Source organism: Microbacterium pumilum, from assembly GCF_039530225.1.
GTDB lineage: Bacteria > Actinomycetota > Actinomycetes > Actinomycetales > Microbacteriaceae > Microbacterium > Microbacterium pumilum.
This window is the reverse complement of the sequence record NZ_BAAAOH010000001.1, coordinates 3,362,791-3,378,725: the sequence shown is the minus strand read 5'-3', so window position 1 is coordinate 3,378,725 and position 15,935 is coordinate 3,362,791. Positions and strand designations below refer to the sequence as shown.

The following is a 15,935-nucleotide window of genomic DNA, read 5'->3' as shown; positions in this document are numbered from 1 at the left end:
GCCGCTGCGTACACCGGACGGCGGCGACGCAGGCGCAGTCCCACGAGGGATGCCGTTGGCAGACGTCTCGAAGTAACCCGGCGTCGTCCGACCCGGGCCGACAGAGATGGTCGCCATGACCCACTTCGGTTTTCTGTCCACGTACCCGCCCACCCGCTGCGGCCTGGCCACCTTCACGGAAGGCCTCGCTGACGCCCTCTCCGGAGACACGCACGAGACCACCATCGTCCGCGTGCTCGATGTGCGGGACGGCCGGCCGGGCCCCGCCGTCGTGGGCCGCATCCCCATCACCGCCGAGCTGATCGCGGGAAACCGCGTCAGCATGCGCACTTCCGTGCGCGCTCTCGATCGGTGCGACGTCGCGATCATCCAGCACGAGTACGGCATCTACGGCGGGCCGGACGGTGATGAGATCATCCCACTGCTGCGGTCTCTCGCGACCCGATCGATCGTCGTGCTCCACACGGTGCTCGACGCTCCGACACCGCACCAGCGCGCCGTGCTCGACACCGTGTGCAAGCTCGCGGACTACGTCGTCGTCATGACGGCGAACGCGCGCGACATCCTGCGCCGGACGTACAACGTGCGCGACTCCAAGGTCCGCGTCATCCCGCACGGTGTTCCGGTGCCGATCCCGGCTCGTCCCAGGATGCGCACCGAATCGCGGCGCATCCTCACCTGGGGCCTCATCTCGCCCGGCAAGGGACTCGAGTGGGGGATCCGGGCGATCGCACAGCTTCGCGATGTCGTTCCGCCGGTCGAATACCTGATCGCCGGCCAGACCCACCCCAAGGTGCTCGCACGCGAGGGTGAGCGCTATCGCGAATCGCTCCATGAGCTGATCGCCGAGCTCGATCTCGCCGATCTGGTCACGCTCGACGACCGCTACCTCGGGGCCGATCAGCTCGCCGAGCTCGCCGCCGAATCCGACGTCGTCCTGCTGCCCTACGACTCGCACGACCAGGCCACGTCCGGCGTCCTGGTCGAGGCGGTGGCGGCGGGGATCCCGGTCGTGGCGACCGGATTCCCCCACGCGATCGAACTGCTCGCCGGCGGCGCCGGCCTGATCGCGAAGCACCGCGACCCGCAGTCGATGGCGGACGCCATCCGCATCATCATCGAGGAGGAGAGGACGGCCGAGCGCATGCATGAAGCGGCCCTCCGTGACACGCACGATTCCTCCTGGCCGGTCGTCGCCGAGCATTACAGGGCGATCGCCACCCGACTGGCCGCGGTCGCCGCATGACCCGACCGGAGTCGAACGTCACCTCGGCAGCGGCCCCTTCGTTCTCGCACCTGCTCGCATTGTCGGATGAGCACGGCGTGTTCGAGCACGCTCTCCTCGACGCGCCGCGGCGCGAGCACGGCTATTGCGTCGATGACGTCGCCCGCGCGATCGGCGTCCTGCTTCGTGAGCCCGATCCCGCTCCGGAGCTGGTCGTGCTGATGAGGACATGTCTTCGCTTCGTCGAGCAGGCCGTCGACCCGGACGGCCGGGCACACAACCGGATGGCGGACGGGGGCGGCTGGACCGACGAGCCGGCGCTGGGCGACTGGTGGGGCCGTGCCGTGCAGGCTCTCGGCCTCGCGGCCGTCCGCGCCCCGACCGAGCAGCTGCGCTACCAGGCGCTCGCCGCGTTCCACCGCGCGGCACTGGCTCGCTCGCCGCACGGCAGGGCGATGGCGTTCGCCACGCTCGGTGCCGCGGAGGTGCTCATCAACGATCCGCACGATCTCGCCGCTCGTGCCCTGGTGCTCGACGGGATGGCGACGATCGCGACGCCGCACGTCGACTCGTGGGAGTGGCCCGAGCCACGCCTCCGTTACGCGAACGCGGTGCTCCCCGAAGCGCTCCTGGCCGGCGGCTCCGCGACCGACAACCCCCGCATCATCGCCCGCGGTCTGCTGATGCTGCGATTCCTGGTCCACATCGAGACCGCCCGAGGTCACCTCTCGGTCGCCGGCGTCGCCGGACGTGGTCCGGCGCAGCGATCGGCCCAGTTCGACCAGCAGCCGATCGAGGTGGCCGCCCTCGCGGACGCGAGCGCGCGTGCCTTCGAGATCACCCAGGACAGCGAGTGGCGCGATGTCGTCGCGATCGCCTGGGCTTGGTTCACGGGCGACAATGACGCGTCCACACCCATGTTCGATCACGTGTCGGGTGCCGGATTCGATGGTCTGCACGAGCATGGTCGCAACGGGAACCGGGGGGCGGAGTCGACGCTCGCGGCGTTGAGCACATACCAGCACGCCCGCCGCCTCGAGGTGCTGGAGCTGGTGGCGTCTTGATCGTTCGGGAGCACAACGCTCATCTCGAGCACGATCCGGCGCGCATCGTCGCCCGATTCTTCCTCCCCGGTGACGGTCTGCCTTCGTCGTATTCGCGGGTCGCCCAGATCGTCGGGCGGGTGCTCGAAAGCTCGGCCGCACTGACGGAGCAGATGGCGGAACTGGTCGTCTCCGACCTCGAAGGACGCCACGCGGACGCCGAGGACCTGCTCATTTCCAACGCGCGGGCCGTCGGCAGCCGGATCGCGGACGCGTCGCGGCTCACCGAGGCCCAGCTTCTCGTGCTCGGCGCGGCTTTCACAGCGGAGTACGCGGTGGAGGGGGCGGCACTGTGCAACCCGAGTGCGATCGAGCATCCCTCGCAGGAGGGACTCGGCGAGGGCGATCTGCGGGTCGCGATCGCTCTGCGGTGCATCGGCGAGGGTCACATCTCATCCATCGGGTTCGCGGAGGCCGTGATCGACGCCGGCGGCGCGTGGACCTTCGCCCCGCGCGCAACCCCGCTCAGTCCGCCGACCGTGTGGAGTGGCGACTGGTCGCGGACGCACTACGCGCGCGCGCTCGAGCACGAAGGTCATCTCAGCGACCTTGCAACCGCGGTGCTCGGTGAGCTGCCCGACCGCTTCACGGTGGCCGAGCTGGAGTACGCGCTCCTCGAACTGCCCGACCAGCTCTCCACCCGACCTGACAGCCGACGGCCGACGCAGGCTATGCGCGACATGGCGGCATCCGCCTACCGTGCCGACTTCACCGCGGGCACTCCGCTCAGCGCACGCATGCTGCTGCCCGTGGCCGCGGAGGAGAACCACGGCATGGAGGACGCGCGGTTCGTCCGCTTCACCGACGCCGACGGTGTCGTGGGCTACCGCGCCACCTATACGGCATACGACGGACGCGATATCGCCCCGCGGCTGATCACCTCTCCCGACTTGGCCGAGTTCGCCATCCATCGGCTGACCGGAACCGGTGCACGGAACAAGGGGATGGCGCTGTTCCCGAGACTTGTCGGCGGCCACCACCTGGCGCTCAGCCGCACCGATGGCGAGAACATCTCCCTCGCGAAGTCGAGTGACGGCGTCATCTGGGAGGACGTGGGGATCGTCCACCCTCCGACTGAACTGTGGGAGCTCGTGCAGCTCGGCAACTGCGGCGCACCGATCGAGACCGACCGGGGATGGCTCGTGCTCACGCACGGCGTGGGACCGTTGCGCACCTATTCGCTCGGCGCGCTGCTTCTCGACGTGGACGACCCGTTGCGGGTCATCGCGCGAACGACGGAACCGCTGCTGAAGCCCACCGGCGACCTGCGCGACGGATACGTGCCCCGCGTGGCGTACTCGTGCGGTGGCATCGTCCATCGTGGCACCCTGTGGATCCCCGTCGGCATCGGCGACTCCCGCATCCGCGTCTTCTCAGTCGGGGTCGACGAACTCCTGGAGTCGATGACGGAGTCGAATCCGTCCGGCGCCGCCCACGGTGCGGTCCCGGAAGTCTGGTGACTCCGGGGCTGCGCTGATTCGTATCGGCTAGATGCGCCGGCGTCGTCCGGGCGTCACCACGGCGCCCACGACCGCCGCCTTGGCGATCGGCGAAGGTCCGGGCGAGACCGCCGAGGCGACGACTGCGGCTTTGGCGACGGGGGCGCCGACGACGCCGACCCGTCCGACTCGTGCTGCTCTCAGTGGCATGTCAGGCTCCTGTCGTTTCGAGTTCTTCATCGGCCTCGAGCGAGGCGATGATCGCTTGGATGGGGATGCGGCCGTTCGCGATGAGCTGACCGCCGGCCCGCCGGGCGGCGGACGCGAAGGGCGCGGCCCAGAGGTTCTCGTACACCAGCACGCCAGCGACGCTGCCGGGATCCATGGCGTTGGCGAGGTGAGCGACGTCCTCCACCGCCAGGAGCTCTGCGAGCTGGGCCTCGAGCTGCACCAGTGGACCGAGGTCTCCGGCATCGGAGAGCTCGACGGCATCGACAGCGCCGTCCTCGTCCTTGGTCAGGATGATCGCGTCGATCACGCGGATCGTGCCGGCATCCACGAGATTCAGCAGCTCCTCGGCGATCTCGCCGGTGAAGTTCTGGTGTCCTTCGGGAAATTCGATGACCAGGTAATCGACTGGCCCCAACTCCGATAGTTCGTACTCACTCATGTGATCCGTCCTCGTCTTCCTTCGGCTGGAGGGCACGCTTTCGCACCGCCTCCACCATGCCCCCGCGGTATCGGCGCGGCATCACCCGTTGTGCATGATTTTGCGGGCGGCGCCGTCCGATTCGCGAATGCGGGATGCCGCTGCCGCCGCTTCGCTGGTTCACTGAGGCGTATGGCGACCCGGCTGCTGCTCACCTCCGACACCCACATCCCCGGTCGAGCCCGCGTGCTTCCGCCGGCACTGCTGGACGCGGCGGATGCCGCCGACCTGGTGATCCATGCGGGGGACTGGGTGGCGGCATCCGTTCTGGACGACTCGTGCAGCACGCCGAGGTCATCGGCGTATACGGCAACAACGACGGACTCGACGTGCGGGATCGCCTGCCCGAAGTCGCCCGGTGCGAGATCGACGGCGTGCGTTTCGCGGTGGTCCACGAGACGGGCGACGCCCAGCGTCGAGCCACGAGGATGGACGCCGCGTTCCCGGACGCCGACGTGCTCGTGTTCGGCCACAGTCACATCCCGTGGCACACCGTCACGGCCGGCGGTCTGCTGCTGCTGAACCCCGGTTCTCCGACCGACCGTCGCCGTCAGCCGCGCTGCACGATGATGACCGCGACGGTAGCCGACGGCGCCCTTCGCGAACTCGAACTCGTGCCGGTGTGAGGGCCGGGCGGGATCAGGCCTGCTCGTCCTCTTCGGGTTCGAAGGTCGACGCCGTTCCGGTGTGACCGGCTGCGACACCGCCCGGGTGCGCGGGGATCGTGCCGTCCTGACCGAGTCCGCCGGGCTTTTCGGTCGTCTCACCGGCCTCCTGCGGCTCGTCCTCCGCCTGGACGGGACTCTCGCTGTCTGACTGGGCCATGGTTCCTCCGTGGGATCTGTCCTACCGCGACGCTACGTCCGATACCCGCATCCGTCGCCGGGGTTGACACGCGCACACGATGCGCGGCGCATCCGCACGCCACGCGTACACCCGCGTCGGCGCCGGACCTGGGGGAGGGTGCAGACGGCGCCGACGCGGGGCGGGTCAGACGGACTGTCGCTGTGCAACCATCGGGCACTCGAAGGGATCGCGCTCGCCCAGGCCGACGCGGTTTATGTAGCGGACCACGATCCCGTACGACTCGAAGAGCCCTGTCTCCATGTAGGGCACCCCGTGTGCGCGGCAGTACTCCGCGATCATCGGCGATGCGGCCCGGAGGTGCGGCCGCGGCATGGACGGGAACAGGTGGTGCTCGATCTGGTAGTTCAGTCCACCCATCGCGGTGTCGAGCACACGGCTTCCCGCGATGTTGCGACTCATCATCACCTGGCGACGAAGGAAATCGAGCTTCATGTCCTTGGGCACGAGCGGCATGCCCTTGTGGTTCGGAGCGAACGACATGCCCATGTAGAAGCCGAAGAGGCCGAGTTGCACCGCAAGGAAGACGAACGCGATGCCGGGCGACAGTATGAGGAACACCAAGGTGAGGAAGCCGCCCAGACGGATCAGGATGAACGCGATCTCGGCGGGCCGCCGCCGCAGCGGCTCGGGTGAGAACACCCGTCGCACGCTCGATGCGTGCAGCGACAGGCCTTCGAGCAGCAGGATGGGGAAGAAGAAGACCCCCTGGTGGGCCATGACCCAGCCGAGCGCGCCGCGCGAGCGCCGCGACGCCTGCGCTGGGGTGACGGAGATCACCGGCAGATCGATGTCGGGGTCCGACCCGATCTTGTTCGGGTTCGCATGGTGACGCGTGTGCTTGTGCTGCCACCATCCATAGCTCATGCCGACGAGCAGATTGCCGATCACCAGCGTCGTCCAGTCGTTCCATCGCCCGGATCGGAAGATCTGACGGTGTGCGGCGTCATGCCCGAGCATCGCGACCTGAGTGAAGATGATCGCCAGCGCGGCGGCGGTGAACAGCTGCCACCACGTGTCGCCGACGAGGACGAAGACGACGAGGGCGACCGCGATGGCCACGGGGGCGGCGATGAGCCGCGTCCAGTAGTAGCCGTAGCGCCGCCGCATATAGCCGGAGGCGCCGACCGCCTTGGCCAGCTCGGTGAAGTCCTTGTTCGATGGTGTACGAACAGCGCGCGGAACGGGCGATGTTGTGGAGGTGGTGAGCAGAGTAGCCATGGGCCCCGACCGTTCGCGACTCCGACGCGCATCGCGTGTCGGAAAGCCGGGGTCCGGGGCACTTAGCGTCAGGCTACACCTCTGCCAACCGCCGCCGTCCGGTGTCGTGATGTTCCCGTCGAACGCTCAGCAATCTCGGCATGCCCGTACTCGGCGTTCTTCGACCTCCCCACGGGACGAACTACCCTGTGGAGCACCCGGAATCCTGTATCCGCATCCCATCGAAGGACAGACCACGTGATCGCGACGCCTGCGACAGACCGCGCCTTCCGTCTCGCCGAGGGGCCGGTGTGGGATGACCGAACCCAGCGTCTGCTGTGGGTGGACATCCTCGCCGGCGACGTGCTCATCGGATCGCTCGGCGACGACGACCGGATCAGCATCGTAGACGAGCTGCATTTCCCGACCATGGTCGGGGCGGTCGCTCTGACGGAGGCGGACGACCTTCTCGTGGCGGCGCTGGATCGGCTCGTGCGGGTCTCACCAGACGGGTCGCGCCGCGCCGGTCCGCCGCTCTTCGAGGATGCGCGCCGCCGCTTCAACGACGGCAAGGCGGACCCCTCGGGTCGCTATGTGGTCGGCACGATGAGCCTGTCGGGACATTCGTCCGCCGAGCAGCTGTTCCGGGTGCACGGCGCAGACGTCGAGGTGGTCGACGACGATCTGACGCTGTCGAACGGCCTCGCCTGGACGTCTGACGGATCGCGCATGTACAGCGTCGACACGCTGACCGCCGTCATCCGGATGCGTGATCATGACTCGACGGCGGGGTCCTCCGGCGAGTGGACGCCCTTCGCGACGCTGGATGCCGGGAGTCCCGACGGCATCTGCATCGATGCGGAGGACCACCTCTGGGTGGCGGTCTGGGGGGAGGGCGCCGTGCTGCGGTTCTCGCCCGATGGGGCCGTCGTCGATCGCCTCGATGTCGCGGCACCGTTCACTTCGAGCGTCGCATTCGCCGGGCCGGATCTCGATGTGCTCGTGATCACGACGGCATCCGACGACCACGGGACGCTGGACGTCGTCGGCTACCCGGACTCGGGGCGGCTGTTCACGGCTCGCCCGGGCGTCCGTGGCGTCCCCTCCGCGCGGGTCGCGGCATCCGTCCTCGACGGGCATGTACCCGCTGTGGACGACGGGATGCCGGTCGGCTGAGACCCCAGCGCACCCGCGCGGGCGGGTGCGCGCCGGAGTGTTACGGCCGCGTGGTGCTCGCGGCGACCAGGATGCCGATAGCCTGACCGCATTATGGACGGCACCCTCCTCGCCAATCTGATCTGGGCCATCGCCTTCTTCGCGGATCTCGCGATCAAGGTCCTGGCGCTGATCTTCATCCCCCGACACCGCAAGCCGACCGCTGCGATGGCCTGGCTGCTCGCCATCTTCCTCATACCTTTCGTCGGCATTCTGCTGTTCCTGCTCATCGGCAACTTCCGCCTGCCGAAGAAGAGGCGGGACGAACAGGCGCGCATCGACTCGCTCATCAAAGGGCGGGCGGCGAACGCCGGCAGCGTCATCGCCGACGAGTCGACGTGGCCGCGGTGGTTCCAGCGGATCGCGCAGCAGAATGAGGATCTCACGGCCCTGCCCGCGCTCGGCGGCAACGACGCGACACTGTACGGCGACTATCAGGCGTCCATCGACGCGATGGCGGCCGAGATCGAAAGGGCGCAGAAGTGGGTGCACGTCGAGTTCTTCATCGTGTCGTGGGATGACACCACTCGTCGGTTCTTCTCCGCGATGGAGCAGGCGGTCGCGCGCGGTGTGAGTGTGAGGCTGCTCGCCGACCACATCTCATCGCGCAAGATGGCGCATTCGAAGGAGACCTTCGCCGAGCTGGACCGGATAGGGGTGAAGTGGGAGTGGATGCTCCCGGTGATGCCTTTCAAGGGCAAGTACCAGCGCCCGGACCTCCGCAATCACCGCAAGATCGTCGTGGTCGACGGCAGGGTCGCGTTCCTGGGTTCGCAGAACCTGATCGACCGCACGTACAACTCCGAGAAGAACATCAAGCGCGGCCTGAAGTGGCAGGAGCTCGTCACCCGGCTCACGGGGCCCGTCGTCGCATCCGTGAACGCGGTCTTCCTCTCGGACTGGCTCATCGAGACGGGTGAGAACCTGCTCGACACCGAGCACCTGCCGGCGAAGGACGTCGTCGCCAGCACGTCGGCGGATGCCCTCGTGTGCCAGGTGGTGCCGTCCGGCCCCGGCTACCAGACCGAGAACAATCTGCGACTGTTCCTGTCGCTGATCTACGGTGCGACCGAGAAGGTGATCCTCACGTCGCCGTACTTCGTGCCCGACGAGGCCATGGTCTACGCGATCACCACGGCCTGCCAGCGGGGCCTCGAGGTGCAGCTGTTCGTGTCCGAGATCGGCGACCAGGGGCTCGTGTATCACGCCCAGCGGTCGTACTACGATGCGCTGCTCGAGGCGGGCGTGAAGATCTTCCTCTACCCCGCGCCCTACATCCTCCACTCGAAGCATTTCTCGATCGACGACGACATCGCCGTGATCGGATCATCCAACATGGACATCCGCTCGTTCAGCCTCAACATGGAGGTCTCGCTGATGGTGCTCGGCGAGTCGTTCGTCGCCGGGATGCGGGAGGTGGAGCAGGGCTACCGGGATGCCGGCCGCCAGCTCACGCTCGAGGAATGGAAACGCGAACCCGGCAAAGCCACCTTCCTCGACGGGATCGCACGACTCACCTCAGCCGTCAACTGACTTCGCCCGCTCCACGCCGACCCCGGCAGCTCCACTGCGGGGCCCCGCGCGTCGCGACGATCGGCCGCGCGGAACCGGTGAGCGCGGCGTCGGCCACGGTGCGAGGCTACGGCGTCGCCGTTCGTGGAATCATGGGCGCATGCCGGAGTCCCCAGAGGTCCAGGAGCTCGCGAACTTCCTCGATGCGCGCACGACGGCTGCCGCCGTCCGCACGGTCGACGTGCTCCTGCCGAAGGCGCTCAAGACGCAGTCTCCACCGATCGGCGTCTTGCTCGGCGGACGCATCTCCGGCGTCACCCGCATCGCGAAGATGCTCGATTTCGCGGTCGAGACGACGGATGCCGGCATCCTGCACGTCATCGTTCATTTCGGCCACGACGGCTGGGTGCTGTGGCACGACTCGGCGCCCGGCGACCTCAAGCGGGCGGGCGATGCGACGCTGATGGCACGCGTGCGTCTCTCGGCCGGATCCTCCGGCCCCGGCTTCGATCTCACGGATGCCGGCCAGTGGAAGGCCCTCACGATCCACGTCGTGAAGGCGCCCGACGATGTGCCGGCCGTGGCGAAGCTCGGTCCGGACCCGACCGCGCCGCAGTTCACCGAAGCGGAGTTCGCCGGCATCCTGGCCGGACGCCGCAAGCAGATCAAGGCACTCCTGCAGGACCAGACCGCCCTCGCGGGCATCGGCAACGCCTACTCGGACGAGATCCTCCACGCCGCGCGCCTCTCGCCCGTGGTGCATGCCGCGTCTCTCTCGGCCGGAGAGGTCGAGCGGCTCTTCACCGCGATGCGGGCTGTGCTGCTCGACGCGACAGCGGCCCGTCGCGGCATCCCTCCTGCGGAACTCCGTGCGGCCAAGCATGCGGCGCTGCGCGTGCACCGGCGCACCGGCGAGACGTGCCCGGTCTGCGGGGGGACGATCCACGAGTATGTGTTCTCGGGCGCGGCGGCGCAGTACTGCCCGACCTGCCAGACGAACGGCGAGCTACTGGAGAGCTGAGGCGTCAGGGTCGTCCCAGCCGTGGGAGTTGAACCACTCGGCGCGCTGCGCGCTCTCGGCCTCGCTGCGGGTGCCCCGGAACGAGTCGTGGTTCCAGAGTCTGCCGTCGTCGGTGAGCCGGACGAATGCAAGGCACGTCGGGCAGAGCGCACGGCCGTGCGGGAACCCGTCGGCCGACTCGGCGGCGGCGACCGCAGGCATGCCGGACGCCGGACACAACGCCGGATCGGCCTCACGATCCGACCACATCAGCGAGGTTCCCGCCCGGTTGTGCAGCCCGGCGTGACCGATCGGGCGCGTGCAGATCGCAGGGCCGTGGCGGCTCAGGCACCAGCGCATCGAGGCGGGCGCATCGTCCATAGGGCCGAGCCTAGGAGAGTCCGGATGCCGCCTGCCGCCGGCACGGACGGGTAGCATCGAACCATGACGACTTCGCAGCATCCGGCGCCGACCCTCCAGACCATCGGTCTGCAGCCCATCGGTGATGAGAAGAACCTGTTGACCGTCGTCGAGTCCGCGGGATCCTGCTGCGGCGGCTCGTCCTGCGCGATCGACTGATCCGCGCTATCGGTCCGAGACGGGCGACAGCAGAGCTGCTGTCAGTTCGGGACTGAGCCCCGGCACGTCTTCGACAGGCACCGCGAGCGCCTGGAGCGTGCGGCTGAACAGGTTGCGCACCCCCGCCGCGAGTGCGAGGTCGAGGATCTGCCGGTCGCTGAAACCGTGGTCGCGAAGCGACTGGGAATCCGCATCGGTCATGGCCGCGGCATCCGTCGACAGCTTCTCGGCGAAGCGCATGACCGCAACATCGGCCGCGTCGAGTCCCGCGGTCTCGTAGTCCAGCGCGACGCGCTCCAGCTGCTCGGCGCTCAGCGCACCCGCCCGCAGGGTCTTGCGCCCGTGGGCCAGCAGGCAGTGCGGTGACCGGATGGCGCGCGCCGCGGCCAGGGTGGCGAGCTCGTAATCGCGCACGCCGATGGAAGGCACGATGGCGCCGATCAGAGCCTCGAAGGCCTGATGCGCCTCGGGATTGATCGCCATCACCTGGGTGTGGCTGTAGACGAATCCGTCGCCACTGAGATCGCCCTCGTACATCTCGGCGGCGTGACCTTCGGCTTCGTCGATCGTGGGCGGGACGACGATCATGGGGACCTCCTCACCGGCCGGTCGAGTGCACTCCGGCGCGTGCGACCAGCTTGGCACGCACGCTGGGATGCCCGCGCCGATCAGCGGCGACGGGTCAGTGGGCGGCGACGGGCGGGAACGGCTCCTCGTCGGGCTTGCGGATGAGGAACGCCCCCACGATCAGCGGGACCGACACGATCGCGGCGATCATGAAGGCGATGTGAGCGCCTGCCGCATCGGCCTCGACCTGAGAGGCGCCGGCGGCGAAGGCGTCGGCAGACACCGCCGAGTACACCGCGATGAGCAGGGCGATGCCGGCGGCGCCGGCGACCTGCTGCACCGTGCCGACGACAGCCGAGCCGTAGGAGTAGAAGCGGCGCTCGAGCGAGGCGAGGGATGCCGTGAACAGCGGGGTGAACGACATCGCGAGTCCGAGTGAGAGCACGGTCTGCGCCACCGCGACCGCCCACACAGGCGTCGTCTCGTCGAACGTCGTGAAGACCCACAGCGTGGCGCTTGCGATGATCGATCCGGGTACGAGCAGCACCCGGCTGCCCCAGCGGTCGTAGATCCGCCCGATGGACGGACCGGTGAGGCCCATCACGAGGGCGCCGGGCAGCACCACCAATCCGGTCTCGAAGGCCGAGACCTCGAGGACGTTCTGCATGTACAGCGGAATGACGGTGATGGCACCGAAGAAGGCGATCGAGAGGAGCACCATCTGACCGATCGACAGCGAGAAGTTCGCCGAGAGGAAGACCCGCAGATCGAGCAGCGCGTCGTCCACCCTCTGCAGTCGCAGCTGACGCCAGATGAACAGCCCGAGCGCGACCGCACCCACTGACAGCGAGATCACGAGCGCGATGGTGGAATTGGCGCTCGCCGCCGCTTCGGCCGCATCCGTCGTATGCGCCGCGGCACCACCGATCTGGCTCAGTCCGTAGACGATGCCGCCGAATCCCAGTGCGGAAAGGATCACCGACAGGACGTCGATGGGGGCGTTGATCGTATCGCCGAGGTTGTGGATCCAGCGCGCGCCGACGCCCAGCGCGAGCAGCGCGATCGGCAGCACGACGGCGAAGATCGCGCGCCACCCGACGGTGTCGAGGAGGAAGCCCGAGAGCGTCGGGCCGATCGCGGGGGCGAGCGAGATCACGACGCTGACCCGGCCCATCATCCGGCCGCGGGACTGCGGTGGAACGACAGTCATGATCGTCGTCATGAGCAGGGGCATCATGATCGCGGTGCCCGAGGCCTGCACCACTCGCGCCACGAGCAGCACAGGGAATCCGGGCGCCAGCATCGCGATCAGTGTTCCCGCCGAGAAGAGGCTCATGGCCGTCACGAACATCGCGCGCGTCGTGAACCGCTGCAGCAGGAATCCGGTGATCGGGATCACGATCGCCATCGTCAGCATGAACGATGTGGTCAGCCACTGCGCCTGAAGCGCCGTGATCTGCAGATCCACCATCAGGTGGGGGATCGCGACGCCCATCGTCGTCTCGTTGAGGATCGCGACGAACGCGGCCGCGAGCAGCAGCCAGATCACCCGGTTCTGCTCGCGCGAGAGCGCAGGAGCTTTCGTCGCGGGAAGGCTGATGGAGTCGGTGCCGGGATTCGTGTCGGTGGCGGCCATGGGTCGTCTCCTCGTCGTGTGCGTGGGCAGGTGCACCGAGGTGCCCGCGAACGACGATAACGGCCGCGCCTGACCTGGCATTCCCGAATTGCGTGGAAGCATTCGGGGATGGCTGAGTCCTCGAAGCGCGCGTCGGCGCTTCTGCGCTTGACCGTCGCCCTCGCGGTCGGCGTCCTCGCGGCCGTCGCCGTCGCGCCGTTCCTGGGTCTCGCCGCGGGCTTCCTGGCGGGGTGGGCCGGGGTCGCCGCGACCAGCGTGAGTTGGATCCTGCGGCTCGTTTGGCCCATGGATGCATCGGAGACCCGCCAGCACGCGACGCGTGAGGACCCAGCACTCGTCATAGCCCGGATCACCGCGGTGATGATTGGAAGCGTCGCGAGCCTCGGCGCCGTGGCCGTCGTTCTCATCCAGACCCGGATCGTCCCTCCGTTCGAGTCCTACTCACTCGCCGGCATCGCCGTGGTCGCGGTCGCGTCATCCTGGGCTCTCATACAGGCCGATTACATGCTGCGGATCGCCCGCGTGTACTATTCGGATCCCGTCGGCGGCATCGACTTCAATCAAGTCGAGGACCCCGTGTACACCGACTTCGCCTACTTGGCGTTCGCTCTCGGAATGACCTACCAGGTCGCGGACACCGGTCTCAGGACGAACCAGCTGCGGCGGATCGTACTCGGACAGACGTTCCTCGCCTATCTCTTCGGCGCTGTCATCCTGGCCACGATCATCAACCTCGTCACCGGCCTCGGCTGAGCGGCCCTCGCTTCGAGCGTCCCGACTTCGGCCGCGACGTCCTCGGCGCTGGTTAGGCTTGCGCGCATGAGCACGGCAGGGCGCGGCGGCGGCGGAGCGGGCGGCGGAGGCGGACCCTCGGGCTTCCGCGGCGTCGACATCGCGGCGCAGAAGAAGCTGAACGCACAGGCGCCGAAGATCCCCGACCTCGGCCGCCGGGTCGTCGCGCTCTTCCGTCCGTATCTCGCGCGGATCATCCTCACGGGCTTCCTCGTCGTCGCCGGTGCTGCGATCGCGGTCGTCCCGGCGCTCATCGTGCAGCGGATCTTCGACGACGCGCTGTTCCCCGTCGACGGCGGGGCCCCCGACATCCCGCTCCTCTGGCGGCTGGTCGCCATCATGATCGCGCTCTTCCTGATGTCGGCCGCGCTGGGCGTGGTGCAGACGTACCTCACTTCCACCGTGGGCAACCAGGTGACCGGCGACCTCAGGGTGAAACTGTTCGAGCACCTGCAGGCGATGGAGCTCGGCTTCTTCACGCGGACCAAGACAGGCGTCATCCAGTCCCGGCTGCAGAACGACGTCGGCGGTGTCTCGGGTGTGCTCACGAACACCGTCACGAGCATCCTGGGCAACCTGGTGACTGTGATCGCGTCGCTCGTCGCGATGATCCTGATCGACTGGCGCCTGACGCTCATCGCGGTGGTGATGATGCCGTTCCTCGTGATCGTGCAGCGTCGTGTCGGCCAGGTACGCGCCAGGATCGCGGGCGAGACGCAGGAGTCGCTGTCCGAGCTCACCGCCATCACGCAGGAGACGCTGAGCGTCTCCGGCATCCTGCTGTCGAAGTCGTTCAATCGCCAGCGCACCGAGTCGGCTCGCTATCAGGACGAGAACCGCAACCAGGTGCGGCTTCAGGTGCGCCGCGCGATGAGCGGTCAGGGCTTCTTCGCCGTCGTGCAGGTCCTGATGGCGAGCGTTCCTGCCGTGATCTACCTGGTCTCGGGATTCCTGATCGCGGGCGGCACCGACACCATCACGGCGGGCACGATCGTGGCTTTCACGACCGTTCAGGCGCGGCTGCTCATGCCGCTCATGGGCCTCATGCGGGTGGCGCTCGACGTGCAGACGTCCGAAGCGCTGTTCGCCCGCATCTTCGAGTACCTCGACTTCGTGCCGGCCATCCGCGAGGCCCCCGATGCCATCTCGGTCGACGCGGCTCCCGGTCCGATCGGACGCATCGAGTTCCGCGATGTCACATTCCGGTATCCGGATGCCGCGGCCGACGCCCGGCCTACGCTCCGAGGAGTGACCTTCACGGCTGATCCCGGCCAGCATGTCGCGTTCGTCGGGCCTTCCGGCGCGGGCAAGACGACCATCTTGTACCTGACGCCGCGGATGTACGAGGCTTCCGGCGGTGCAGTGCTGTTCGCAGGGGAGGACGTGCGTCAGCTCACTCAGGAGTCGATCATCGATGCGGTGGGAATCGTCTCGCAGGAGACGTATCTGTTCCACGCCACCATCCGAGAGAACCTGCGCTACGCCAAGCCCGGCGGGAGCGACGCCGAGCTCGAGGCCGCCTGCCGCGCTGCGAACATCCACCACGTGATCGAGAGCTTCGAGGAGGGGTACGACACCGTCGTCGGCGAACGCGGCTACCGCCTCTCGGGTGGCGAGAAGCAGCGGATCGCGATCGCCCGCGTGCTGCTCAAGGACCCGCCGGTGCTGCTCCTGGACGAGGCCACGTCGGCGCTGGACACGGTGTCGGAGCGGGTCGTGCAGGAGGCGCTGGATGCCGCGGCCCGCGGTCGCACGACGCTCTCGATCGCCCACCGGCTGTCGACCGTGATCGCGGCCGACGTGATCCATGTGGTCGAGGCCGGCCGGATCGTCGAGTCCGGCACGCACTCGACGCTGCTTGCGGCCGGCGGTCTCTACGCCGAGCTCGCGGCCGAGCAGCTCGCGTCGTCGCGCATCCTTGAGGCCGAGCAGTCGGAGCCCTCCGCCGACCACCCGGAGCGCCGCGCCGACCGGCCGCCGGCGGAGCCCACCGTCCTGGACCCCGTCGGTGCAGTCGGCGGAGGCGCCGGCGCGAGGGCGCCGGCGTTCGTGCCGGATGTGCCCGGGGTGCCCGAGGCCTGAGGTCCGGGGCCC

General features: G+C 68.4%; 16 protein-coding genes and 1 pseudogene. 10 read left to right on the top strand and 7 right to left on the bottom strand.

The features are described 5' to 3' along the window. The first annotated feature begins 115 nt into the window (after nucleotides 1-115). From ABD188_RS15245 to ABD188_RS15235, 3 genes are read left to right on the top strand one after another with little or no spacing between them, the layout of a single operon-like run. Entirely contained in the window at nucleotides 116-1,246 is a 1,131-nt protein-coding gene (locus ABD188_RS15245) for a glycosyltransferase (RefSeq protein ID WP_344064100.1), read from the top strand. Continuing rightward, complete coding sequence (locus ABD188_RS15240) at nucleotides 1,243-2,289, top strand: glycosyltransferase (protein WP_344064097.1); 1,047 nt, start codon at nucleotides 1,243-1,245, stop codon at nucleotides 2,287-2,289. The genes ABD188_RS15245 and ABD188_RS15240 overlap by 4 nt, the downstream gene beginning before the upstream one ends. Next, complete coding sequence (locus ABD188_RS15235; protein WP_344064094.1) at nucleotides 2,286-3,788, top strand: glycoside hydrolase family 130 protein; 1,503 nt, start codon at nucleotides 2,286-2,288, stop codon at nucleotides 3,786-3,788. The genes ABD188_RS15240 and ABD188_RS15235 overlap by 4 nt, the downstream gene beginning before the upstream one ends. Before the next feature lie 27 nt (nucleotides 3,789-3,815). On the opposite strand, the gene ABD188_RS15230 is transcribed toward ABD188_RS15235, so the two are convergent. Then, entirely contained in the window at nucleotides 3,816-3,977 is a 162-nt protein-coding gene (locus ABD188_RS15230) for a hypothetical protein (RefSeq protein ID WP_344064092.1), read from the bottom strand. Nucleotide 3,978: 1 nt separating this feature from the next. Beyond that, a complete protein-coding gene (locus ABD188_RS15225) occupies nucleotides 3,979-4,437 on the bottom strand; it encodes a DUF6325 family protein (protein ID WP_344064089.1) in 459 nt (152 codons plus the stop codon). Between the two features lie 171 nt (nucleotides 4,438-4,608). Between ABD188_RS15225 and ABD188_RS15220 the strand changes: the two are divergent. After that, nucleotides 4,609-5,102: pseudogene (locus tag ABD188_RS15220) on the top strand (metallophosphoesterase family protein). 13 nt (nucleotides 5,103-5,115) lie between these two features. Here ABD188_RS15220 and ABD188_RS15215 read toward each other — a convergent pair. Beyond that, a complete protein-coding gene (locus ABD188_RS15215; protein WP_344064087.1) occupies nucleotides 5,116-5,301 on the bottom strand; it encodes a hypothetical protein in 186 nt (61 codons plus the stop codon). Between the two features lie 165 nt (nucleotides 5,302-5,466). After that, nucleotides 5,467-6,561: a fatty acid desaturase family protein gene (locus ABD188_RS15210; RefSeq protein WP_344064084.1), complete on the bottom strand. Its 1,095-nt coding sequence runs from the start codon at nucleotides 6,559-6,561 to the stop codon at nucleotides 5,467-5,469. A gap of 237 nt (nucleotides 6,562-6,798) precedes the next feature. Here ABD188_RS15210 and ABD188_RS15205 point away from each other — a divergent pair, with 237 nt between their 5' ends. The 3 genes from ABD188_RS15205 (at nucleotide 6,799) to ABD188_RS15195 (ending at nucleotide 10,288) form a co-directional block, all read left to right on the top strand. Then, the gene (locus ABD188_RS15205) at nucleotides 6,799-7,716 is read left to right on the top strand and encodes an SMP-30/gluconolactonase/LRE family protein (RefSeq protein ID WP_344064081.1); all 918 of its coding nucleotides are present in this window, start codon (nucleotides 6,799-6,801) and stop codon (nucleotides 7,714-7,716) included. Between the two features lie 93 nt (nucleotides 7,717-7,809). Next, the gene (gene cls, locus ABD188_RS15200) at nucleotides 7,810-9,288 is read left to right on the top strand and encodes a cardiolipin synthase (protein WP_344064079.1); all 1,479 of its coding nucleotides are present in this window, start codon (nucleotides 7,810-7,812) and stop codon (nucleotides 9,286-9,288) included. A gap of 139 nt (nucleotides 9,289-9,427) precedes the next feature. Beyond that, nucleotides 9,428-10,288 (top strand): DNA-formamidopyrimidine glycosylase family protein, encoded by an 861-nt coding sequence (locus ABD188_RS15195; protein ID WP_344064077.1) that lies wholly within the window; start codon nucleotides 9,428-9,430, stop codon nucleotides 10,286-10,288. On the opposite strand, the gene ABD188_RS15190 is transcribed toward ABD188_RS15195, so the two are convergent. Next, nucleotides 10,274-10,648 (bottom strand): hypothetical protein, encoded by a 375-nt coding sequence (locus ABD188_RS15190; protein WP_344064074.1) that lies wholly within the window; start codon nucleotides 10,646-10,648, stop codon nucleotides 10,274-10,276. The two genes, ABD188_RS15195 and ABD188_RS15190, sit on opposite strands and share 15 nt — an antisense overlap. A gap of 63 nt (nucleotides 10,649-10,711) precedes the next feature. Between ABD188_RS15190 and ABD188_RS15185 the strand changes: the two genes are divergently transcribed. Next, the gene (locus tag ABD188_RS15185; protein WP_344064071.1) at nucleotides 10,712-10,846 is read left to right on the top strand and encodes a hypothetical protein; all 135 of its coding nucleotides are present in this window, start codon (nucleotides 10,712-10,714) and stop codon (nucleotides 10,844-10,846) included. A gap of 6 nt (nucleotides 10,847-10,852) precedes the next feature. Here ABD188_RS15185 and ABD188_RS15180 read toward each other — a convergent pair whose 3' ends face one another. Together ABD188_RS15180 and ABD188_RS15175 are read right to left on the bottom strand one after the other, a co-directional pair. Further along, nucleotides 10,853-11,434, bottom strand: coding sequence for a carboxymuconolactone decarboxylase family protein (locus ABD188_RS15180; protein ID WP_344064068.1), 582 nt, complete (start codon nucleotides 11,432-11,434; stop codon nucleotides 10,853-10,855). A gap of 94 nt (nucleotides 11,435-11,528) precedes the next feature. Next, a complete protein-coding gene (locus ABD188_RS15175) occupies nucleotides 11,529-13,049 on the bottom strand; it encodes an MDR family MFS transporter (protein ID WP_344064065.1) in 1,521 nt (506 codons plus the stop codon). 108 nt (nucleotides 13,050-13,157) lie between these two features. On the opposite strand from ABD188_RS15175, the gene ABD188_RS15170 reads away from it, so the two are divergent. Further along, nucleotides 13,158-13,802: a DUF1345 domain-containing protein gene (locus ABD188_RS15170; RefSeq protein WP_344064062.1), complete on the top strand. Its 645-nt coding sequence runs from the start codon at nucleotides 13,158-13,160 to the stop codon at nucleotides 13,800-13,802. A gap of 66 nt (nucleotides 13,803-13,868) precedes the next feature. Further along, nucleotides 13,869-15,923, top strand: a complete 2,055-nt coding sequence (locus ABD188_RS15165) for an ABC transporter ATP-binding protein (protein ID WP_344064059.1) — start codon at nucleotides 13,869-13,871, stop codon at nucleotides 15,921-15,923. Nucleotides 15,924-15,935 lie beyond the last annotated feature (12 nt).